The 22007-nt window shown below is 57.9% G+C and carries 16 protein-coding genes; 11 read left to right on the forward strand and 5 right to left on the reverse strand.

The features are described from left to right. Positions 1–34 precede the first annotated feature (34 nt). Positions 35–1327 (forward strand): serine--tRNA ligase, encoded by a 1293-nt coding sequence (serS, locus tag WA302_RS04985; protein ID WP_261456183.1) that lies wholly within the window; start codon positions 35–37, stop codon positions 1325–1327. Positions 1328–1380: 53 nt separating this feature from the next. Here serS and WA302_RS04990 read toward each other — a convergent pair whose 3' ends face one another. After that, positions 1381–1746, reverse strand: a complete 366-nt coding sequence (locus WA302_RS04990) for a DUF1801 domain-containing protein (protein WP_164099911.1) — start codon at positions 1744–1746, stop codon at positions 1381–1383. Between the two features lie 163 nt (positions 1747–1909). Between WA302_RS04990 and WA302_RS04995 the strand changes: the two genes are divergently transcribed. Further along, positions 1910–3061 (forward strand): MFS transporter, encoded by a 1152-nt coding sequence (locus tag WA302_RS04995; protein WP_033637849.1) that lies wholly within the window; start codon positions 1910–1912, stop codon positions 3059–3061. Between the two features lie 49 nt (positions 3062–3110). Here WA302_RS04995 and pflA read toward each other — a convergent pair whose 3' ends face one another. The 4 genes from pflA to ycaO form a co-directional block, all read right to left on the reverse strand. After that, complete coding sequence (pflA, locus tag WA302_RS05000; RefSeq protein WP_016928325.1) at positions 3111–3851, reverse strand: pyruvate formate lyase 1-activating protein; 741 nt, start codon at positions 3849–3851, stop codon at positions 3111–3113. A gap of 281 nt (positions 3852–4132) precedes the next feature. After that, positions 4133–6415 (reverse strand): formate C-acetyltransferase, encoded by a 2283-nt coding sequence (gene pflB / locus WA302_RS05005; RefSeq protein WP_004928286.1) that lies wholly within the window; start codon positions 6413–6415, stop codon positions 4133–4135. Positions 6416–6469: 54 nt separating this feature from the next. Then, positions 6470–7330 (reverse strand): formate transporter FocA, encoded by an 861-nt coding sequence (gene focA / locus WA302_RS05010; protein ID WP_019454548.1) that lies wholly within the window; start codon positions 7328–7330, stop codon positions 6470–6472. Positions 7331–7791: 461 nt separating this feature from the next. Further along, the gene (gene ycaO / locus WA302_RS05015; protein ID WP_043137692.1) at positions 7792–9555 is read right to left on the reverse strand and encodes a 30S ribosomal protein S12 methylthiotransferase accessory factor YcaO; all 1764 of its coding nucleotides are present in this window, start codon (positions 9553–9555) and stop codon (positions 7792–7794) included. Between the two features lie 148 nt (positions 9556–9703). Between ycaO and ansB the strand changes: the two genes are divergently transcribed. The 9 genes from ansB to lpxK all read left to right on the forward strand — a co-directional run bounded on the left by ansB (position 9704) and on the right by lpxK (position 22007). Then, positions 9704–10750: an L-asparaginase 2 gene (gene ansB, locus WA302_RS05020; protein WP_089195719.1), complete on the forward strand. Its 1047-nt coding sequence runs from the start codon at positions 9704–9706 to the stop codon at positions 10748–10750. 302 nt (positions 10751–11052) lie between these two features. After that, positions 11053–12138, forward strand: a complete 1086-nt coding sequence (gene serC / locus WA302_RS05025; RefSeq protein WP_025302275.1) for a 3-phosphoserine/phosphohydroxythreonine transaminase — start codon at positions 11053–11055, stop codon at positions 12136–12138. 114 nt (positions 12139–12252) lie between these two features. After that, positions 12253–13539 (forward strand): 3-phosphoshikimate 1-carboxyvinyltransferase, encoded by a 1287-nt coding sequence (aroA, locus tag WA302_RS05030; protein WP_049295336.1) that lies wholly within the window; start codon positions 12253–12255, stop codon positions 13537–13539. 262 nt (positions 13540–13801) lie between these two features. Beyond that, entirely contained in the window at positions 13802–14491 is a 690-nt protein-coding gene (cmk, locus tag WA302_RS05035; protein WP_028127992.1) for a (d)CMP kinase, read from the forward strand. A gap of 184 nt (positions 14492–14675) precedes the next feature. Then, the gene (rpsA, locus tag WA302_RS05040; RefSeq protein WP_004928267.1) at positions 14676–16349 is read left to right on the forward strand and encodes a 30S ribosomal protein S1; all 1674 of its coding nucleotides are present in this window, start codon (positions 14676–14678) and stop codon (positions 16347–16349) included. 62 nt (positions 16350–16411) lie between these two features. Beyond that, positions 16412–16696 carry an integration host factor subunit beta gene (ihfB, locus tag WA302_RS05045; RefSeq protein WP_004928264.1) on the forward strand — a complete coding sequence of 95 codons (285 nt, stop codon included), beginning with the start codon at positions 16412–16414 and terminating at the stop codon, positions 16694–16696. A gap of 282 nt (positions 16697–16978) precedes the next feature. Beyond that, on the forward strand, positions 16979–19243 hold the full coding sequence (locus WA302_RS05050; protein WP_261456508.1) for a ComEC family protein: 2265 nt from the start codon (positions 16979–16981) through the stop codon (positions 19241–19243). A gap of 35 nt (positions 19244–19278) precedes the next feature. Continuing rightward, positions 19279–21027 carry a lipid A ABC transporter ATP-binding protein/permease MsbA gene (msbA, locus tag WA302_RS05055; RefSeq protein ID WP_025302279.1) on the forward strand — a complete coding sequence of 583 codons (1749 nt, stop codon included), beginning with the start codon at positions 19279–19281 and terminating at the stop codon, positions 21025–21027. After that, positions 21027–22007 carry a tetraacyldisaccharide 4'-kinase gene (lpxK, locus tag WA302_RS05060; protein ID WP_148123291.1) on the forward strand — a complete coding sequence of 327 codons (981 nt, stop codon included), beginning with the start codon at positions 21027–21029 and terminating at the stop codon, positions 22005–22007. The genes msbA and lpxK overlap by 1 nt, the downstream gene beginning before the upstream one ends.

Here is a 22007-nt window from a genome sequence, read left to right on the forward strand (position 1 = left end):
CACTTCTTTCAATAACAACAAGCACAGGATTAGCATGCTCGATCCCAATCTGCTGCGTAATGAGCTAGACGCAGTCGCCGTCAAACTGGCTCGCCGAGGCTTTAAACTCGATCTGGATCTGCTGCGTTCGCAGGAAGAACGCCGCAAAGTTCTGCAGGTAGAAACTGAAACGCTGCAAGCGGAACGCAACTCCCGATCGAAATCCATCGGCGCGGCCAAAGCGCGTGGGGAAGACATCGAGCCGCTGCGTCGCGAAGTGAACGAGCTGGGTGACAAGCTGGATGCCGCCAAGGCAGAGCTGGATACGCTGCAGAGCGAGATCCGCGATTACGCTTTGACTCTGCCTAACATGCCGGACGACGCCGTGCCGGATGGTAAAGACGACAGTGAAAACCTGGAAGTCACCCGCTGGGGCGAACCGCGCCAGTACGACTTCGCGGTGCGCGATCACGTCGATCTGGGCGAAATGGCCGGCGGGCTGGATTTTGCCGCCGCGGTTAAGCTGACCGGTTCGCGCTTCGTGGTCATGAAGGGGCAAATCGCCCGCATGCACCGCGCGCTGTCCCAGTTCATGCTGGATCTGCACACCGAGCAGCACGGCTACCTGGAGGCCTACGTGCCTTACCTGGTCAACCACGCCACGCTGTACGGTACCGGCCAACTGCCGAAGTTCGGCGAAGACCTGTTCCATACCCGTCCGCTGGAAGAAGAAGCCGACAGCAGCAACTACGCGCTGATCCCAACGGCGGAAGTGCCGCTGACCAACCTGGTGCGCGACGAGATCGTCGAAGAGGAAACTCTGCCGCTGAAGATGACCGCGCACACGCCATGCTTCCGTGCGGAAGCCGGTTCTTACGGCCGTGACACCCGCGGTTTGATCCGCATGCACCAGTTCGACAAGGTCGAAATGGTGCAGATCGTCCGTCCGGAAGATTCGATGGATGCCCTGGAAGAGCTGACCGGCCATGCGGAAAAAGTGCTGCAGTTGCTGAACCTGCCTTACCGCAAGGTGCTGCTGTGCACCGGCGACATGGGCTTCGGCGCCTGCAAGACCTACGATCTGGAAGTGTGGCTGCCGGCGCAGAACACCTACCGCGAGATCTCGTCCTGCTCCAACATGTGGGACTTCCAGGCGCGCCGCATGCAGGCTCGCTGCCGCAGCAAGGCCGACAAGAAGCCGCGTCTGGTCCACACGCTGAACGGTTCCGGCCTGGCGGTCGGCCGTACGCTGGTGGCGGTGCTGGAAAACTACCAGCAGGCCGACGGTCGCATTCAGGTGCCTGAAGTGTTGCGTCCTTATATGGGCGGCCTGGAATACATCGGCTAAACGGCAAACTACGAGAAAAAAGCGCCTGCGGGCGCTTTTTTTATGTCGAGAATTCAGTCTGTCGTCAGCGCGTAAGCCTGTTGAATGTAGTCCGCAAGATGTTTGCTTTTCACCTCGCCGGACGAGTGGAGCTTGATGTGCCGCCGATACTGGCCGTTGCCTTCGAGCTGATGATGGCCGTCTGCCATCCGGTAGCCGTGGCCGAACTCCACCGTGACGTGGTGGCGATAGGCGAAAACGCCGCAGAAAAATTGAGTATGCGAGAACATGATGCCGCCGTATTTGACCGATTCGGTGACGCCACTGCCGCTCGTCTCGGCGATCCGACGTACCTGCTGCACAATGGCCAGCAGCTCACCGTGCGTGCTGCCGATGTCCGCCAGCAGGGCCTCTACCGCCGCATCATTTGCGTGTTCCATCTTGCCTCCTCATCGTTAAATCCGCTCTGCGCTGAGCATAGCGCTTTTTCAGCCGGTTAGCCGGAAACAAATCGTGCGGTGGAATGATAAGAGGCGATTGACTTTTTTATCGCCAGTGGCATGATGCGCGCACTCTCATTGCGCGTTCGGTCACAATTTCACTATGTCCGCATACTCCCGCCCAGTGCTCCTATTGCTCTGCGGCCTTTTGCTGCTCACGGTATCCATTGCCGTTTTGAATACGTTAGTGCCGCTTTGGTTAACCCATGCTCAGCTGTCAACCTGGCAGGTGGGAATGGTCAGCTCCTCTTATTTCAGCGGTAACCTGTTGGGCACGTTGGTGGCGGGCAAACTGATCCAGCGCGTCGGTTTTACCCGCAGCTATCATCTTTCTTGCCTGGTGTTCGCCGCCGCGACCGCCGGCATGGTGCTGTCGATCGATTTTTGGAGCTGGCTGGGCTGGCGTTTCTTCGCCGGCGTCGGCTGCGCCTGGATCTGGGTGATCGTGGAGAGCGCGCTTTTGCGCAGCGGCAATTTGAGCAACCGCGGCCAACTGCTGGCGGCCTATATGATCGTTTATTATCTCGGTACGGTGACCGGCCAATTGCTGTTGAGCATGACTTCGACGGAATTGCTGCACGTGGTGCCGTGGGTGACCGCCATTGTGATCAGCGCGATGTTGCCGATGCTGTTCGCGCGGGTCAACCGCCATGAAGACGAGCCGCAGCAGGCGGCGGTGTGGACAATGCTGAGACGCCGCAGCGCGCGCCTCGGCATCAATGGCTGTATCATCTCCGGCATCGTGCTCGGTTCACTGTATGGCCTGATGCCGCTGTACCTCTCCCATCAGGGCATGAGCGACGCCAACGTCGGTTACTGGATGGCGCTGCTGGTCAGCTCCGGCATCGTCGGGCAATGGCCGGTCGGGCGCTTGGCGGATCGTTACGGGCGCCTGCTGGTGCTGCGCATTCAGGTGTTCGTGGTGATCCTCGCCAGCGTGGCGATGCTCGGCAACTACGCCATGGCGCCCTCGCTGTTCATCCTCGGCTGCGCCGGCTTTACCCTGTATCCGGTGGCGATGTCCTGGGCCTGCGAGAAGGCGCTGCCGCATGAGTTGGTGGCGATGAACCAGGCGCTGTTGATGAGTTACACCATCGGCAGCCTGCTGGGCCCGTCGATGACGGCGCTGCTGATGCAAAACTACTCCGACCGTGTGCTGTTCGTGATGATCGCCGCCGTAGCGCTGGTTTACCTGCTGATGCTGCTGAAAAAGCAGAAGCCGGATCACCACCACACGCCGTTCGCCGCCGCCTGAGCATAAAAAAACCGGCCATGAGCCGGTTTTTTCTTTTGGCGTGCGCCAATCAGTAAATCACTTTGTGACCGTAGCTTTCCAGGATGCCTTTGACGCGATCCATGGTCTCGGCCTTCGGCGGATGCACGCCGTCCAGTTTGTACTCTTCCCCCATCGCTATCCATTTGTGCTTGCCCAGCTCGTGGTAAGGCAGCAGCTCGATTTTCTCGATGTTGGTCATGTCTTTGGTGAACTCGCCCAGCAGGTGCGCCGATTTGTCGTCGTCTGACCAGCCCGGCACCACTACGTAACGGATCCAGGTGCGTTGGTTACGTTTCGCCAGGTAGCGGGCGAATTCCAACGTGCGGTGGTTGGAGACGCCGACCAGATTCTGGTGGATATCGTCGTTCATCTGTTTCAGATCCAGCATCACCAGATCGGTGGTGTCCAGCAACTCGTCGATCACCGGATCGTAGCGGCGCACGAAGCCATTGGTGTCCAGGCAGGTATTGATGCCTTCGGCATGGCAGGCGCGGAACCAGTCGCGCACGAATTCAGCCTGCAGGATCGCCTCGCCGCCGGACGCGGTCACGCCGCCACCGGAAGCGTTCATGAAGTGGCGGTAGGCCACCGCGTCTTTCATCAGCTCTTCGACGGTCACTTCTTTGCCGCCGTGGGTGTCCCAGGTGTCGCGGTTATGGCAATAGAGGCAGCGCATCAGGCAGCCCTGGAAGAAGACGATAAAGCGGATCCCGGGCCCATCGACGGTGCCGCAGGATTCGAAGGAGTGGATGCGACCAGTTACTGACATTGCGGGGTTTTCTCCAATATTGACTGTCAAACGCAGTCTAAAAATAGGCGCGTGGCCGCCGGCCAGGTATCTGCGATGCAGCAGCGGGTGGAGCCGCCACCGGGGGTAATGATGCCTGTCGGCCGGTCAGTTGCCGGATAACTGTTTTGCCGGCTATCCATTCAGTATAGATGTCCGGCAAAACAGACTCGCACAGAGTCAGGGGAGAGCAGTGGGAGAAAAGGGCCGGCAGAACCGGCCCTGACGTTGGCACCGGGCGGTTTCCCGCCCGGTCGGCGTTATTACATCGTTTGAGTGAAGGTACGAGTAATGACGTCCTGCTGTTGCTCTTTGGTCAGCGAGTTGAAGCGCACGGCGTAACCGGAGACGCGGATGGTCAGCTGAGGGTATTTCTCAGGATTTTCCATCGCGTCCAGCAGCATTTCGCGGTTCATTACGTTGACGTTCAGATGCTGACCGCCTTCGATGGAGGCTTCATGGTGGAAGTAACCATCCATCAGGCCCGCCAGGTTGGCTTTACGCACGTCGTCGTCTTTACCCAGCGCGTTAGGCACGATGGAGAAGGTGTAGGAGATCCCGTCTTTCGCGTAGGCAAACGGCAGTTTGGCTACCGAGGTCAGGGAGGCGACTGCACCTTTCTGATCGCGACCGTGCATCGGGTTGGCACCTGGGCCGAACGGTGCGCCTGCGCGGCGGCCATCCGGGGTGTTACCGGTTTTCTTACCGTACACCACGTTGGAGGTGATGGTCAGTACGGACTGAGTCGGTACCGCGTTGCGGTAGGTGCGCAGTTTCTGAATTTTCTTCATGAAACGTTCCACCAGGTCGCAGGCGATGTCATCGACGCGGGCGTCGTTGTTACCGAATTGCGGGTACTCGCCTTCCACTTTGAAGTCGATGGCCAGGCCGTCTTCGTCGCGAATGGTGGTGACTTTCGCGTACTTGATGGCGGACAGGGAGTCGGCCGCCACGGACAGACCGGCGATGCCGCAAGCCATGGTGCGATAAACGTCACGGTCATGCAGCGCCATCAGCGCAGCTTCGTAGCTGTACTTGTCGTGCATGTAGTGAATGATGTTCAGCGCGGTCACGTACTGCTTGGCCAGCCAATCCATAAAGTGGTCCATGCGGGCCATGACTTTGTCATAGTCCAGCACTTCGTCCATCATCGGCGCTTCTTTCGGGCCGACCTGCATTTTCAGTTTCTCGTCAACGCCGCCGTTGATGGCGTAAAGCATGGTTTTCGCCAGGTTGGCGCGGGCGCCGAAGAACTGCATTTGCTTACCGACGATCATCGGGCTGACGCAACAGGCGATGGCGTAGTCATCGTTGTTGAAGTCAGGACGCATCAGGTCGTCGTTTTCGTACTGTACGGAAGAGGTGTCGATGGACACTTTCGCCGCGAATTTCTTGAAGTTCAGCGGCAGCTTCTCAGACCACAGGATGGTCATGTTCGGCTCCGGCGACGGCCCCATGGTGTACAGGGTGTTCAGGAAGCGGAAGCTGTTTTTGGTGACCAGGGTACGGCCGTCGACGCCCATACCGGCCAGGGATTCGGTCGCCCAGATTGGGTCGCCGGAGAACAGTTCATCGTACTCAGGGGTACGCAGGAAGCGCACCATACGCAGTTTCATCACCAGGTGGTCGATCAGTTCCTGCGCTTGCTCTTCGGTCAGTTTGCCCGCCTTGATGTCGCGTTCGATGAACACGTCGAGGAAGGTGGACACGCGGCCGAAGGACATGGCGGCGCCGTTCTGGGATTTCACCGCGGCCAGGTAGCCGAAGTAGGTCCACTGCACCGCTTCTTGGGCGCTGGTGGCCGGGCCAGAGATGTCGTAACCGTATTTGGCGGCCATCTCTTTGATCTGAGCCAGAGCGCGATGCTGTTCAGCGATCTCTTCGCGCAGCTGGATGGTCATTTCCAGGTCTTCGCCGTTTTCCAGTTTTTCCTGCAGCGATTTGAACTGGTTCAGCTTGTCGGCCATCAGGAAGTCGATGCCGTACAGCGCCACGCGGCGGTAGTCGCCGATGATGCGGCCACGGCCGTAAGCGTCTGGCAGACCGGTCAGCACGCCGGATTTACGGCAGTTCAGGATGTCTTTGGTGTAAACGTCGAATACGCCCTGGTTGTGGGTTTTACGGTATTCGGTGAACACTTTTTTCAGCTGCGGATCCAGTTCGCGGCCGTACACTTTGCACGAACCTTCGACCATTTTGATGCCGCCGAACGGGATCAGCGCGCGTTTCAGAGGGGCGTCGGTCTGCAGACCCACGATGGTTTCCAGCTCTTTGGCGATGTAACCCGCGTCGTGAGAAACGATGGTTGAAGCAACGTTGGTGTCGAAATCAACCGGCGCATGAGTGCGGTTTTCCAGTTTGATCCCTTCCATAACCTTGTCCCACAAGGTGGTGGTGGCTTGAGTTGCGCCAGCCAGGAAGGATTCGTCACCTTCATAAGGCGTGTAGTTTTTCTGGATGAAGTCACGAACGTTGACTTCATTCTGCCAGTCACCCTTGCTGAAACCTTCCCAAGCGTTGGCTAATTTCTCGTTAAGTTCGGTCATTGTACACCTACCTTTGATTGTGGATTTCTAACTCTGCGCGCGGTAACTCACAGCTTAGTGCTGTTCGCGGCCCCCGCGCAGATAAATTACCCAGTAAGTCAACCCAACCAGCAGACCGCCGCCGATGATGTTACCAATGGTGACCGGAATCAGGTTGTCGATGATGAAGTTGCTTACTGTCAGATGAGCGAATTGCTCAGGTACCGCCCCTACGGCTTGCCAGAATTCCGGCGTGGCGAAGTGTTTGACCACGATGCCCATAGGGATCATAAACATGTTGGCGATGCTGTGTTCGAAGCCGCTGGCGACAAACATACCGACCGGCAGCACCATGGCGAGCATCTTGTCGGTCAGGGTACGGCCGGAGTAGCTCATCCAGACCGCCAGGCAGACCATCAGGTTAGCCAGAATGCCGAGGCAGACGGCTTCGATAAAGGTGTGATGCAGCTTGTGGTCTGCGGTTTGCAGAACATTCAGGCCCCACTGGCCGTTGGCGACCATATACTCGCCGGAGAACCAGATCAGCGCCACGAAGAACAGCGCGCCGACCAGGTTGCCAAGATAAACGTTCAGCCAGTTGGCACCCAGTTGGCCCCAGCTGATGCGGCCGCTGGCCTTGGCGATGACGATAAGTACGGTAGAGGTGAACAGGTCGGCGCCCGATACCACCACCAGCATTAACCCGAGAGAGAAGCAGATGCCGCCGACCAGTTTCGCCAGCCCGAAAGGCACGCCGGCGGTGCCGGTGGTCGCCGTGATGTAGAAAACGAAGGCGATGGAAATGAAGACACCGGCGGTGATCGCCAAATAAAACGTTTTCAGCGGATGTTTGGTGGCTTTATACACGCCGGCATCTTCAGCGATTTTCGCCGTTGCCGCAGGTAAAATCAGATCGAATGGGCTGTCAGTTTTCAAACTAACTCTCGCTCTTAAGGGTTAAAACAACGCAATGAGATACTAGCAAAGCAGTATAGGGGAAAATTTGATTTGGATCATAAGGCGGGGAAGTAGAGCGCCAAAATGACGTGTTTTTTGTGTGGTTTTTATGGTTAATTTATTGATTTTTAAATGAAAACATTTTTTTAATGTTTGCAATTTTTTTTGAATTCACCGGGTGGACGGCGTGGAGTAAAGTTAAATTTTTAGGCGTTTTGTCGCCGTGCAGCGCTGAAAGTTTAATTGTCGGTTAATTATTATTTCACCGTCCGATAACAATTGGCGGTTTATTTATTTTTATGGTCGTTTAACCGCCTACTTCCCGGCGAAAAAATAAAACCGAATGCGTTGAAATAAACCGCAAAAATGAAAACGCCGCAACGGAGTGCGGCGTTTGGTAACTGGGGTACTCTCAAAGTGGCAGTATCCCCTGATGATGCTTAGGCCTTGGCCCAGTGGCGGCGTTTGGCCGCCTGCAGCTTCTCGTAGGCCGCCAGCAGCGCCTGATGGGCCGGCAGCGCCTTTAGATCGGCATCGACGGCGAACAGCCCGTTGAAGCGCTCTTCACCGCTGATGGCGGCCGAGGCCGCGTCCACCGCTTCCTGGCCGTACATTTTCACGAACGCGGTGTAGTATTGCGCCGCTTCGCGCTCAGGCTCCTGCGCCAGCAGCAGCAGCGTTTGCAGGCAACGGTAGTAGTTGCTGCGCGCCGGGCTCAGCACCGAGGCGTTGAAGTCCTGCGTCCATTCGGTCCAAATCAGCGCCTGATCCAGATCGCCGCCCGCCAGCGCCAGCATCGACTTCAGCTCGCCCACGCGCAGGGTATGCCAGGCGTTGTCTTTGCCGCTGGCAATACCCAGCAGTTCGCGTACGCGAGTGAAATCGTCCAGCCCTTCATCGTCCAACTGCTCGATCAGCGCCAGGTATTCTTCCGGCTCCCACTCGCTGCCCGGCAGCGCCAGCAGCGTATCGCGCAGGTGCGCGCCCATGCTGTTGTTGGCCAGCAGCAGGTCTTCTGCCGGGTAGATATCGGACATGCCCGGCACGATGATGCGGCAAGCGTAGACGCCTAGGTGCTCGTAGTCGGCGATGTACACTTCCGCGTCTTCTTTGTCGAAGATGCTCATCAGGGTGGCGAACTCTTCCTGCGTGCTGCCGCTGAAGCTCCAGTCAACGAACGGATAGTCCGCATCCTGCTTGAACAGATCCCAGGAGATCAGGCCGCTGGAGTCGATGAAGTGCGTTTCCAGGTTGGTGTGTTCCGCCACTTCTTCGTCATCGAAGGTCGGTGCGGTGAACACGTCGAGATCTTTCAGGCTGCGGCCCTGCAGCAGCTCGGTTACCGTGCGCTCCAGCGCCACGCCGAAGTCCGGGTGCGCGCCGAACGAGGCGAAGCAGGTGCCGTTGGTCGGGTTGAACAGCACCACGCAGATTACCGGGTAGTTGCCGCCCAGCGAGGCATCATAGGAGAGGATCGGGAAACCTTCCTCTTCCAGTTTGGCGATGGCTTCCACCACGCCCGGATAGCGATTCAGCACTTCGTCCGGGATCGCCGGCAGGCTGATGGATTCGGCGATGATGCGGTTTTTCACATAGCGCTCGAACACTTCCGACAGGCCCTGCACCCGCGCTTCGTTGGCGGTGTTGCCGGCGGACATGCCGTTGGAAACATACAGGTTGCCGATGATATTCATCGGGATGTACACGGTTTGCTGGTCGGACTGACGGGTAAACGGCAGCGCACACACGCCGCGATCGGCGTTACCGGATTGCAGATCGACAAGATCGCTGGCGCTCAGCTCTTGTTGCGGATCGTAGAAGGCGTGCAGACGCTCGTCGAGGATGCCGGCCGGTAGCGTATCGTCCGCCGGGATCGGGAACCATTTCTCATTCGGGTAGTGCACGAAGTCGCCTTCGGCGATCTGCTTGCCCAGATAGAAATCGGCGAAGAAGTAGTTGGTGGACAGGCGCTCGAAATATTCACCCAGCGCGGAGGCCAGCGCGGCTTTTTTGCTGGCGCCTTTGCCGTTGGTGAAGCACAGCGGGCAATCGCGATCGCGAATGTGCACCGACCACACGTGCGGCACTGGATTCAGCCAGGAGGCTTCTTCGATGTTGAAACCGAGGTCGCTCAGTTTCTGCTGGAAACGGGCGATGGAGTCTTCCAGAGCGGCGTCTTTACCGGGGATAAAAGTTTGCGTCATTGTCTTCACTTTTTGCGCGTACTAAAAACGCGCAATGATACGGGGTTTTACGCTGGAGCTCCACGTATTCCTAAAGCGGTGGCAAAGTCACAGTTTTTTTAAGGATAAAGGCCATAATTCAGCGAGTTATCTGTCACGGAGAAATCTAATGAAATCAGTGAAACTCAGCGTGTTAATCCTCTTGTTGACCGGCGTCAGCGCCTCGGCGCTGGCGCTGCCCAACATCACCCTGCTGGCGACCGGCGGCACCATCGCCGGTGGCGGCGATTCGGCGACGAAATCTAACTATACCGCGGGCAAGCTGGGTGTCGAGGCGCTGGTCGATGCGGTGCCGGCGCTGAAAGATATCGCCAACGTGCAGGGGGAGCAGGTGGTGAACATCGGCTCGCAGGACATGAACGATCAGGTCTGGCTGACGCTGGTGAAGAAAATTGACGCCGACTGCGGCAAAACCGACGGCTTCGTCATCACCCACGGCACCGATACGCTGGAAGAGACGGCCTATTTCCTCGATCTGACGGTGAAGTGCGACAAGCCGGTGGTGCTTGTCGGGGCGATGCGGCCGGCGACGGCGATGAGCGCCGATGGCCCGTTCAACCTGTATAATGCGGTGGTGACGGCGGCAGATCCGCAATCGGCCAACCGCGGGGTGCTGGTGGCGATGAACGACACCGTGCTGGACGCGCGCGACGTCACCAAGACCAATACCACCGCCGTGCAGACCTTCCAGTCGCCGAACTTCGGCCCGCTCGGGTATATCCACAACGGCAAGGTCGATTACCAGCGCTCACCGCAGCGCAAGCATACCCGTGATACGCCGTTCGACGTCAGCAAGCTGAACGAACTGCCGAAGGTCGGCATCGTCTACAACTACGCCAACGCCTCCGATGCGCCGGTCAAGGCGCTGATCGCCGAAGGGTACCAGGGCATCGTCAGCGCCGGGGTCGGCAACGGCAACCTGTATAAAACGGTGTTCGACACCCTGGCGACGGCGGCACACAACGGCGTGGCGGTGGTGCGTTCTTCGCGCGTACCGACCGGCGCCACTACCGAAGATGCGGAAGTGGACGACGCCAAGTACGGCTTCGTGGCCGCCGGCACGCTGAATCCGCAAAAAGCGCGCATTTTGCTGCAGCTCGCGCTGACGCAAGCCAAAGGCGCGAAGCAAATCCAGCAGATGTTCAATCAGTACTGATCGTTTTCTCTCCTGCGGGGGCCGACCGGGTTCCCGCAGCCATCTCGGCTGAATACAGCATAAAGCACCGCGTTAACCCGCTGAATTTCCCCATGTCGCAGGGTTTTATCGTCCAAACAATCGCGATGGCCGCAGAGCCTGTCATCACCCGGCGCGACCGTTTGCCGCCGGCGGGCGAATAAGCGTTGCAGCCATGGGGCGTGAGTGATAAAACCGATGGGTTGGTTAACGCGAGCGTTAACTTCGGGCATCTTTTCGACAGGTCGCTTTTCTGCGGCGAACAGTGAATGTGGTGAGGGGAAATGACTCAGGTTTATAATTTTAGCTCTGGCCCGGCGATGCTGCCGGTGGAAGTGTTGCGTCGTGCGGAACAGGAACTGTGCAACTGGCACGGCCTGGGCACGTCAGTGATGGAAATCAGTCACCGCAGCAAAGAATTCATCGCCGTTGCCGAGCAGGCGGAACAGGATCTGCGCGATCTGCTGAAAGTCCCCTCCAACTATAAGGTGCTGTTTTGCCACGGCGGCGCCCGCGCACAATTTGCCGCGCTGCCGCTGAACCTGCTGGGCGACAAGGTCACCGCTGACTATATCGACGGCGGCTATTGGGCGCACAGCGCCATCAAGGAAGCAGAAAAGTATTGCACCCCGAACGTCATCGACGTGAAAACCCGCATCGACGGCCTGAGCGGCATCAAGCCGATGAAAGAGTGGCAACTCAGCGCCGACGCGGCCTATGTGCACTATTGCCCGAATGAGACCATCGACGGCGTGGCCATCGATGAAACGCCGGACTTCGGCGACAAAGTGGTGATCGGCGATTACTCCTCGACCATCCTGTCCCGCCCGCTCGACGTCAGCCGCTTCGGCGTGATTTACGCCGGCGCGCAGAAAAATATCGGCCCGGCCGGCCTGACGCTGGTGATCGTGCGTGACGATCTGCTGGGCAAGGCGCGCAAAGAAGTGCCGTCGATCCTCGACTACACCGTGCTGGCCGAGAACGATTCGATGTTCAACACCCCGCCGACCTTCGCCTGGTACCTGTCCGGGCTGGTGTTCAAATGGCTGAAAGAGCAGGGCGGCCTGGTGGAGATGCAAAAACGCAATCAGGCCAAGGCCGAGCTGCTGTACGCGACCATCGATAAATCCGACTTCTACCGCAGCCAGGTGGCCATCGCCAACCGCTCGTGGATGAACGTGCCGTTCCAACTGGCCGATGCGGCGCTGGACAAAGTGTTCCTCAGCGAAGCCGAGGCCATCGGCCTGCAGGCGCTGAAAGGCCACCGGGTAGTTGGCGGCATGCGCGCTTCTATTTACAATGCGATGCCGCTGGCCGGCGTGCAGGCGCTGACCGACTTCATGGCCGACTTCGAACGTCGTCACGGTTGATTCCGTCAGCCCGCCAGGCGCGGGCTGCCTCAGGCTGTTGTCCTTTTGCATTAAAGCGGCTCCGGCATTATTCCGGAGCCGTTTCGTTTATCAGAATTGGAGAGTTTTGTTCACATGGTGGATTCCCTGACGTTACAACCGGTCGCCCTGGTCAATGGCACCGTCAACTTACCCGGCTCGAAGAGCGTTTCTAACCGCGCTCTGCTGCTGGCGGCGCTGGCGAAAGGCACGACCCGGCTGACTAACCTGCTGGACAGCGACGACGTGCGTCATATGCTGAACGCGTTGCAGGCGTTGGGTGTGAACTATCAACTTTCCGTCGATCGTACCGTGTGCGAAGTGACCGGCGTGGCCGGGCCGCTGGTGGCCGGCCAGCCGCTGGAACTGTTCCTCGGCAACGCCGGTACGGCGATGCGCCCATTGGCGGCGGCGCTGTGCCTCGGCGAAGGCGACGTGGTGTTGACCGGTGAACCGCGCATGAAAGAGCGCCCGATCGGCCATCTGGTGGACGCGTTGCGCCAGGGCGGGGCGCAGATTGATTATCTCGAGCAGACCGATTACCCGCCGATTCGCCTGCGCGGCGGCTTCCTGGGCGGCGACGTCACCGTTGACGGCAGCGTCTCCAGCCAGTTCCTGACCGCGTTGCTGATGACCGCGCCGCTGGCGCCGCAGGATACGCAGATCCACATCAAGGGCGAGTTGGTTTCCAAGCCGTACATCGACATCACGCTGCATCTGATGCGTACCTTCGGCGTATCGGTGAGCCACGACAACTACCGGGTGTTCCATATCCAAGGGCGCCAGACGTATATCGCGCCGGGCGATTATCTGGTTGAGGGCGATGCCTCTTCCGCCTCTTACTTCCTGGCGGCGGCGGCGATCAAAGGCGGCACCGTGCGCGTGACCGGCATCGGCCGCAAAAGCGTGCAGGGCGATACCAAGTTCGCCGATGTGCTGGAGAAAATGGGCGCGCGCATCACCTGGGGCGACGATTTCATCGAGTGCAGCCGCGGTGAACTGCACGGCATCGACATGGACATGAACCACATTCCGGACGCGGCGATGACTATCGCCACCGCGGCGTTGTTCGCCGAGGGGCCGACCACCATCCGCAATATCTACAACTGGCGGGTGAAGGAGACCGACCGTCTGGCGGCGATGGCCACCGAGCTGCGTAAAGTGGGGGCGGAAGTGGACGAGGGCGAAGACTACATTCACGTCGTGCCGCCGGCCAAACTGCAGTTTGCCGAGATCGGTACCTACAACGATCACCGCATGGCGATGTGCTTCTCGCTGGTGGCGCTGTCGGATACCCCGGTCACCATTCTCGATCCGAAATGCACCGCGAAAACCTTCCCGGATTATTTCGAGCAGTTGGCGCGCATCAGCCAGCCGGCGTAGTAACCCGTCAAATCGTTTATTTTAAGGCCCCTTTGTGGGCCTTTATCGTTTTTAACCTTCGGCGACCGGCGTTTCTTCTATACTTTTTCGCGGTTGTGCGCTTATTTTCAACAACCGGACAGTTCCAGGGTAACAGATTGCCGTAGGGCAGCGTATAATACGCCACCGTATTTGCCCCTGATTGGGCAGGTGGCAGAGCGCACGGGCTTCGAGTCGAAGCGCGCCGTGTCTCTGTGAGGTTTTCTACCTGAAGGAGAGAGAAATGACGGCTACAGCCCCGGTGATAACCGTTGATGGACCAAGTGGCGCAGGCAAAGGCACGCTGTGTAAAGCGTTGGCCGAGTCCCTTGGTTGGCGTTTGCTGGATTCCGGCGCGATCTATCGCGTGCTGGCGCTGGCGGCGTTGCATCATCAGGTAGATATCACTTCTGAGGAAGCGCTGGTTCCGCTGGCCGCACATCTCGACGTTCGCTTCGTTGCCCAGGACGGCAAGCTGCAGGTGATTTTGGAAGGTGAGGACGTCAGCAATGAGATCCGCACCGAAACCGTCGGCAACACCGCGTCGCAAGCGGCGGCGTTTCCTCGCGTGCGCGAGGCGTTGCTGCGCCGCCAGCGCGCATTCCGCGAAGCGCCCGGCCTGATTGCCGACGGTCGCGATATGGGCACGGTGGTGTTCCCGGACGCGCCGGTCAAGATTTTCCTCGACGCCAGCTCGGAGGAGCGCGCACACCGCCGCATGCTGCAGTTGCAGGAAAAGGGCTTTAATGTTAACTTTGAACGTCTTTTAGCCGAGATAAAGGAACGGGACGACCGTGACCGTAATCGGCCTATCGCGCCTCTGGTGCCTGCTTCTGACGCCCTCGTGCTGGATTCTACCAGCATGTCGATCGAAGAAGTGATCCAGCAGGCGTTGACGTATGCACAGAAAGTGTTGGCGTTGCCGCAGCAATAAGCGCGGCGGCGCTATTGGCTTTTTGTCATATTTGTCATAGCGGTATCGCAATATATCGGGTAAAATTTTACCCCTGTAACCTTAAACCCTGTCGGCATGGAGCCAATGGCGGGGTATGTGAAACAACCCCATTCGGCGGGACGCTAAATGGACGTTAAACTAAAGAACCCTGAAGATTAACAACATGACTGAATCTTTCGCTCAACTCTTTGAAGAATCCTTAAAAGAAATCGAAACCCGCCCGGGTTCCATCGTTCGTGGCGTCGTTGTTGCTATCGACAAAGATATCGTACTGGTTGACGCCGGTCTGAAATCTGAGTCTGCCATCCCGGCTGAGCAATTCAAAAACGCCCAGGGCGAGCTGGAAATCCAGGTTGGTGACGAAGTTGACGTTGCTCTGGATGCTGTTGAAGACGGCTTCGGTGAAACCCTGCTGTCCCGTGAGAAAGCTAAGCGTCACGAAGCTTGGATCACGCTGGAAAAAGCCTACGAAGAAGCTGAGACTGTAACCGGTGTTATCAACGGCAAAGTGAAGGGTGGCTTCACCGTCGAGCTGAACGGCATCCGCGCGTTCCTGCCAGGTTCCCTGGTTGACGTGCGTCCGGTACGTGACACTCTGCACCTGGAAGGCAAAGAGCTTGAGTTCAAAGTCATCAAGCTGGATCAGAAGCGCAACAACGTTGTCGTTTCTCGCCGTGCGGTTATCGAATCCGAGAACAGCGCTGAGCGCGATCAACTGCTGGAAAACCTGCAGGAAGGCATGGAAGTCAAAGGTATCGTTAAGAACCTCACTGACTACGGTGCATTCGTTGATCTGGGCGGCGTAGACGGCCTGCTGCACATCACTGACATGGCTTGGAAACGCGTTAAGCACCCAAGCGAAATCGTCAACGTTGGCGATGAAATCACTGTTAAAGTGCTGAAGTTCGACCGCGAGCGTACTCGTGTCTCCCTGGGCCTGAAACAGCTGGGCGAAGATCCATGGGTTGCTATCGCGAAACGTTACCCAGAAGGCACCAAGCTGACTGGTCGTGTAACCAACCTGACTGATTACGGCTGCTTCGTAGAAATCGAAGAAGGCGTTGAAGGTCTGGTACACGTTTCTGAAATGGATTGGACCAACAAAAACATCCATCCGTCCAAAGTTGTTAACGTGGGCGACGTAGTGGAAGTGATGGTTCTGGACATCGATGAAGAACGTCGTCGTATCTCCCTGGGCCTGAAGCAGTGCAAATCCAACCCATGGCAGCAGTTCGCAGAGACCCACAACAAGGGCGACCGCGTTGAAGGTAAAATCAAGTCTATCACTGACTTCGGTATCTTCATCGGCCTGGACGGCGGCATCGACGGCCTGGTTCACCTGTCTGACATCTCCTGGAACGTTGCAGGCGAAGAAGCAGTACGTGAATACAAGAAAGGCGACGAAATCGCTGCGGTTGTTCTGCAAGTTGACGCAGAGCGCGAGCGTATCTCCCTGGGCGTGAAGCAGCTGGCTGAAGACCCGTTCAATAACTACCTGTCTATGAACAAGAAAGGTGCTATTGTTACTGGTAAAGTCACTGCAGTTGACGCCAAAGGTGCTACAGTTGAATTGGCAGGCGGCGTAGAAGGTTACCTGCGTGCATCTGAAGCCTCTCGCGACCGCATTGAAGATGCAACTCTGGTTCTGAACGTAGGTGACGAAGTTGAAGCTAAATTCACCGGCGTTGACCGTAAGAACCGCGTTGTAAGCCTGTCCGTACGTGCTAAGGACGAAGCTGACGAGAAAGACGCCATCGCAACTGTTAACAACAAACAGGAAGAAGGCAACTTCTCTAACGCAATGGCTGAAGCTTTCAAAGCGGCTAAAGGCGAGTAATGACGGGGGGCGGTTTCTGACCGCCCCGATACGGTAGTTTAGCTGCAAAGCTTGGAGGTACTATGACCAAGTCTGAACTTATTGAAAGACTTGCTGGCCAGCAATCTCATATTCCGGCGAAGGCCGTTGAGGATGCAGTGAAAGAGATGCTTGAGCACATGGCCGCAACGCTGGCCGAGGGCGAACGCATTGAGATCCGCGGATTCGGCAGTTTTTCTCTTCACTACCGTGCCCCGCGTGTAGGCCGCAACCCGAAAACCGGTGACAAAGTTGAGCTGGACGGCAAGTACGTTCCTCACTTCAAACCTGGCAAAGAGTTGCGTGACCGCGCCAATATCTATGGCTAGTCGCTGACTGCTCATAGCGTTGTTGCTTGTAAAGAATATAAAACGGTGCCTTTAAGGCGCCGTTTTTTTTCGCCTGCGGTTCTCCCTGCTCCGCTTAGGAATTGCGCACCGCGCCGCATTTACGATGTGGCTCCTGCATAGATCTCTCTTATCCTGCCATGTTCACCGCATCTTCATTAAAGCCCGCTGGCGGTGACATGTCGGCTGAATCATCCTGTTTGCCTGCCGTAACGCGCTTGCGTTCGTGGCGGGTACGATGGGAGAAGAGCGATCAAAATTTCGCTGGATCTGGCGATATTCGCCGTTATCTGCGGCATCCTGCCGCTGCTGGTTTTACCTCAGTTGCCTGAGCAATGGCAGCTGTGGCCGATGTTGCTTGTTGCCGGTTTACTGCTGCGCATTCGTTGGCCGTTCTGCCGTTATTTGGCCTGCCTGGGGTTGGGGTTCACTTGGGCGGTTTTCAACGCCGGAAGCCTGATTGGGCAAATGGAGCGCTTAAGCCGCGGATCGGAAGTGACGGCGGTGGTGCAGGTTAGCAGCATCGCGCTGAAGCCCGCCGCCAGTAAACAGACGTTGATGCGCATCGAGCGGATCGATGGCCATTGGCTGGCGCCTGCATTGGCGTTTACCTCGCTATGGGCCCCGGAACAGCAGCGGCTGTGCGCCGGGCAGCGTTGGCAATTGAAACTGCGCTTGCGGCCGGTGCATGGCAAACTCAATGAAGGCGGCTTCGACAGCCAACGTTGGGCGATCGCGCAGCGCCAGCCGTTAACTGGCCAAGTCAGGCAGGCTCGTTTGCTGGATGGCGATTGCGGCCTACGCCAGCGTATAATCAGCCATGCGGAAACCAATATCGGCGAGCTGCGTTACAAGGCAGTATTGCTGGCGTTGGCATTTGGGGAGCGAACCGCACTGGAGCAGGCTTTACGCATGCTGATGTTGAAAACCGGCATCGCGCACTTGATGGCAATCTCAGGGTTGCATGTGGCGATGGTCGCCATCTTGTTCTGGGTTACATTGCGTGCGCTGCAGCTTTTTCTTCCTTCTCATCTAATTGGCTATCGCTTTCCGCTGGTCGCGGGCTGGCTGGCGACGCTGATCTATGTCTGGTTGGTAGGCGCCCAGCCGCCGGCGGTGCGCACCGCGTTGGCGATGACGCTGTGGATGCTGCTGCGCTTGCGCGGCGTCCATTGTTCTGCTTGGCAAGTGTGGCTGTGGTGTGTCGGGCTTATTTTACTGTGCGATCCGCTGGCGGTCTTGTCAGACAGTTTCTGGCTGTCGGTACTGGCGGTGGGGTGCCTGATTTTTTGGTTCGAATGGGCACCGCTCGGCGAGCGATTCCGATCGGCCTGGTATTGGGCACCGGTGCGTTGGCTGCATATTCAGCTCGGTATGACGTTGCTGCTGGTGCCGATGCAGGCCGCGCTGTTTCTGGGCCTGACGCTGACCTCGCTGCCGGCCAATTTGTGGGCGGTACCGATTGTCTCATTGGTGACGGTGCCGCTGATTTTGCTGGCGGTGATGTTCGGTTTCTTCCCCTCGTTAAGCTACGGACTATGGTGGCTGGCGGACTTCACGCTGCAGTGGGTATTTGTACCTCTGAATTACCTGCAACGTGGTTGGGTGGATTTGGGGGCGGCTTCGCTGTTGGCCAGCGCGGCGGGATGGCTCATCGTCGTCTGTTGGCGCTTTCATTGGTGGTGGCGTTATGCGTCGGGACTGGCGACGATAGCGATATGCTGCGTGCTGTGGCGGGAAAAAGAACCGACTTACCGCTGGCGAGTCGATATGCTTGATGTCGGGCACGGTTTGGCGGTGGTCATTGAACAAAACGGTAAGGGAGTACTGTATGATACCGGCGATCGTTGGCCGGGTGGCAGTGCCGCCGAGCGGCATATTTTGCCAATGCTGAACTGGCGGGGTATTGAACTGGAACAGATCATTATCAGCCATGACCACCTCGATCATACCGGTGGGGCACCTGCTGTGCGGCGGGTGTTTCCACAGGCTACGGTGCGCAGCCCGATGCGCGGGGAGGGGCACTTGCCCTGCGTCGCCGGTGAGCGCTGGCGCTGGCAGGCGTTGCAATTCGAGGTGCTGTGGCCGCCGAAAACGCGTAAAAAGCCGGGCAATGACGACTCTTGCGTGATCCGTATCGACGACGGGAAATACAGCCTGTTGCTCACCGGCGATGCGGAAAAAAAAGCGGAGGCGCAGCTGCTCCGGTTACGGCGCGATCGCTTGGCGGCTACGGTGTTGCAGGTGGGGCACCATGGCAGCAGAACCTCCTCCACGCCGCCGTTTCTGCGCGCGATCAATCCTCAGGCGGCATTGGCGTCAGCATCTCGTTACAACAAATGGCGTTTGCCGGCGCGCAAAGTGGTCGCCAGATACCGGGCAAATGGCATTATATGGCGCGATACGACGCGCTCCGGCCAGTTATCGGTACTTTTTTTCGACAATGATTGGCAAATTAAAGGCTTTCGCGAACAATTAATGCCCCGTTGGTACCATCAGCGGTTTGGCGTAGAGGGTGATAATGAGTAAAATAGGCCGCTATTTCTTCCGATGCTGGTATTTGCATGATGAATGATAAAGATCTCTCGACCTGGCAGACATTCCGTCGACTCTGGCCGATGATCACTCCTTTTAAGACCGGGCTGATTGTGGCCGCCATTGCGTTGATTATGAACGCAGCGGGGGACACGCTGATGCTGTCTCTGCTTAAACCGCTATTGGACGATGGGTTTGGAAAAACCGACAGCAGCGTGCTGGTGTGGATGCCGTTGGCCGTCATCGCGCTGATGTTGATGCGCGGCGTAACCAGCTTTGTTTCAAGCTACTGCATTTCCTGGGTTTCCGGCATGGTGGTGATGCAGATGCGTCGCCGCCTGTTTGGCCACATGATGAGAATGCCGGTGGCCTTCTTCGATCAGCAGTCCACCGGGACTTTGCTGTCGCGCATTACCTATGATTCCGAGCAGGTAGCTTCCTCCTCGTCCAGCGCGCTGGTGACCGTGGTGCGTGAAGGGGCTTCGATCATTGGCCTGTTCATCATGATGTTCTACTACAGCTGGCAGCTGTCGGTGATCCTGATCGTGCTGGCGCCGATCGTCTCCATCGCTATTCGCCTGGTCTCCAAGCGTTTCCGCAACATCAGCAAGAACATGCAGAACACGATGGGGCAGGTGACCACCAGCGCCGAACAGATGCTGAAAGGCCATAAAGAAGTGCTGATCTTCGGTGGCCAGCAGGTGGAAACCGAGCGCTTTAACTCGGTCAGCAACCGCATGCGTCAACAGGGCATGAAACTGGTTTCCGCGTCTTCGATTTCCGATCCGATCATTCAGCTGATCGCTTCGCTGGCGCTGGCGTTCGTGCTGTTTGCCGCCAGCTTCCCAAGCGTGATGGCAACCCTGACCGCCGGTACCATTACCGTGGTGTTCTCATCGATGATCGCGCTGATGCGCCCGCTGAAGTCGCTGACCAACGTCAATGCCCAGTTCCAACGCGGGATGGCGGCATGCCAGACGCTGTTCTCCATTTTGGATATGGAACAGGAAAAAGACACCGGCACCCGCGAAGTGAAGCGTGCGAAAGGCGATATCGAATTCCGCAACGTCACTTTCTACTACCCATCCAAGGAAACGCCGGCGCTGCGTGATATCAACCTGAAAATCGCCGAAGGCAAGACCGTCGCCTTGGTGGGCCGTTCCGGTTCGGGTAAATCCACCATCGCCAACCTGTTGACGCGTTTCTACGATATCCAAGAAGGCGAAATCCTGATGGATGGCCACGATTTGCGCGAATATACCCTGGCCTCGCTGCGCAATCAGGTAGCGCTGGTCTCGCAAAACGTGCACCTGTTCAACGACACCATCGCCAACAACATTGCCTATGCACGCGAGAGTGAATACAGCCGCGAGCAGATTGAGAAAGCTGCCGAAATGGCGTACGCAATGGACTTCATCAACAAGATGGAGAACGGCCTGGATACGGTGATCGGTGAGAACGGCGTAATGCTGTCCGGCGGCCAACGTCAGCGTATCGCCATCGCGCGTGCGTTGCTGCGCGACTGCCCGATCCTGATCCTGGATGAGGCGACCTCTGCGCTGGATACCGAGTCCGAGCGGGCCATTCAGGCTGCGCTGGACGAGTTGCAGAAAGACCGTACTTCATTAGTGATCGCGCACCGCCTGTCGACGATTGAGAAGGCGGACGAGATCCTGGTGGTGGAAGATGGTCGCATTGTTGAACGCGGCGAACACACCGAGTTGCTTGAACGGCAGGGCGCCTATGCGCAGCTGCACCGCATGCAGTTTGGTCAATAATGATTGAGCGCATCTGGTCCGGCGGTTCGTTGCTTTATCTGGCGCTATTGCCGCTCTCGTGGCTGTATGGCCTGTTCAGCTGGCTGATCCGCCTCAGTTACCGCTGCGGCCTGCGTAAAAGTTGGCGTTCGCCGGTGCCGGTGGTGGTGGTGGGTAATCTCACCGCCGGCGGCAACGGCAAAACGCCGATGGTGATCTGGCTGGTGGAACACCTGCAGCAGCGGGGCTACCGCGTTGGGGTGGTGTCGCGCGGCTACGGCGGCAAGTCGGCGGTCTATCCTCTGGTGCTGGGTCAGAATACATCGACCCGCGAGGCGGGGGATGAGCCGGTGCTGATTTATCAGCGTACCGGGGCGCCCGTGGCGATCGCGCCCAAGCGCGCCGAGGCGGTGCAGGCTCTGCTGCAACAACAGCCGCTGGATGTGATCATCACCGACGACGGCTTGCAGCACTATGCTTTACAGCGTGACTTCGAGCTGGTGGTCATCGACGGTGTGCGTCGGTTCGGTAACGGCTGGTGGTTACCAGCCGGACCGATGCGTGAGCGTGCTGCGCGGCTTGGCAGCGTCGATGCGCGTGTCGCCAATGGCGGCGTGGCGCAGGCCGGAGAAATTGCTATGCGTCTGCAGGCGCGTGACGCAGTAAACCTGCTAAGCGGTGAACGTCGCCCGGCGGCCGAGCTGCCGCGCGTGGTGGCGATGGCGGGTATCGGCCATCCGCCGCGTTTCTTCGCGACGTTGGAAAAGTTGAGCGTCGAAGTCGTGCAGGAAGTGGCGTTTGCCGATCATCAGGAATATCAGCAGGCGCAGCTGGCGGCGTTGGTTAATGCAGAGCAAACGCTGCTGATGACGGAGAAGGACGCGGTGAAATGCCGCGCCTTTGCCCAGCCTAATTGGTGGTATTTACCGGTTGATGCGGTGCTACCTTCCGCTCAGGCTGAGCAACTGCTGCAGGATATCGAGTCTCTACTGGCTAAGTAA

It is taken from the genome of Serratia sp. 201 (assembly GCF_037027545.1).
Lineage (GTDB): Bacteria > Pseudomonadota > Gammaproteobacteria > Enterobacterales > Enterobacteriaceae > Serratia > Serratia bockelmannii.

What these genes read in the sequence shown, in the direction of transcription:
- serS (WP_261456183.1), top strand. Translation starts at nt 35, where the DNA reads ATGCTCGATCCCAATCTGCTGCGTAATGAGCTAGACGCAGTCGCCGTC.
- WA302_RS04990 (WP_164099911.1), bottom strand. Translation starts at nt 1,746, where the DNA reads ATGGAACACGCAAATGATGCGGCGGTAGAGGCCCTGCTGGCGGACATC.
- WA302_RS04995 (WP_033637849.1), top strand. Translation starts at nt 1,910, where the DNA reads ATGTCCGCATACTCCCGCCCAGTGCTCCTATTGCTCTGCGGCCTTTTG.
- pflA (WP_016928325.1), bottom strand. Translation starts at nt 3,851, where the DNA reads ATGTCAGTAACTGGTCGCATCCACTCCTTCGAATCCTGCGGCACCGTC.
- pflB (WP_004928286.1), bottom strand. Translation starts at nt 6,415, where the DNA reads ATGACCGAACTTAACGAGAAATTAGCCAACGCTTGGGAAGGTTTCAGC.
- ycaO (WP_043137692.1), bottom strand. Translation starts at nt 9,555, where the DNA reads ATGACGCAAACTTTTATCCCCGGTAAAGACGCCGCTCTGGAAGACTCC.
- ansB (WP_089195719.1), top strand. Translation starts at nt 9,704, where the DNA reads ATGAAATCAGTGAAACTCAGCGTGTTAATCCTCTTGTTGACCGGCGTC.
- serC (WP_025302275.1), top strand. Translation starts at nt 11,053, where the DNA reads ATGACTCAGGTTTATAATTTTAGCTCTGGCCCGGCGATGCTGCCGGTG.
- aroA (WP_049295336.1), top strand. Translation starts at nt 12,253, where the DNA reads ATGGTGGATTCCCTGACGTTACAACCGGTCGCCCTGGTCAATGGCACC.
- cmk (WP_028127992.1), top strand. Translation starts at nt 13,802, where the DNA reads ATGACGGCTACAGCCCCGGTGATAACCGTTGATGGACCAAGTGGCGCA.
- rpsA (WP_004928267.1), top strand. Translation starts at nt 14,676, where the DNA reads ATGACTGAATCTTTCGCTCAACTCTTTGAAGAATCCTTAAAAGAAATC.
- ihfB (WP_004928264.1), top strand. Translation starts at nt 16,412, where the DNA reads ATGACCAAGTCTGAACTTATTGAAAGACTTGCTGGCCAGCAATCTCAT.
- msbA (WP_025302279.1), top strand. Translation starts at nt 19,279, where the DNA reads ATGATGAATGATAAAGATCTCTCGACCTGGCAGACATTCCGTCGACTC.
- lpxK (WP_148123291.1), top strand. Translation starts at nt 21,027, where the DNA reads ATGATTGAGCGCATCTGGTCCGGCGGTTCGTTGCTTTATCTGGCGCTA.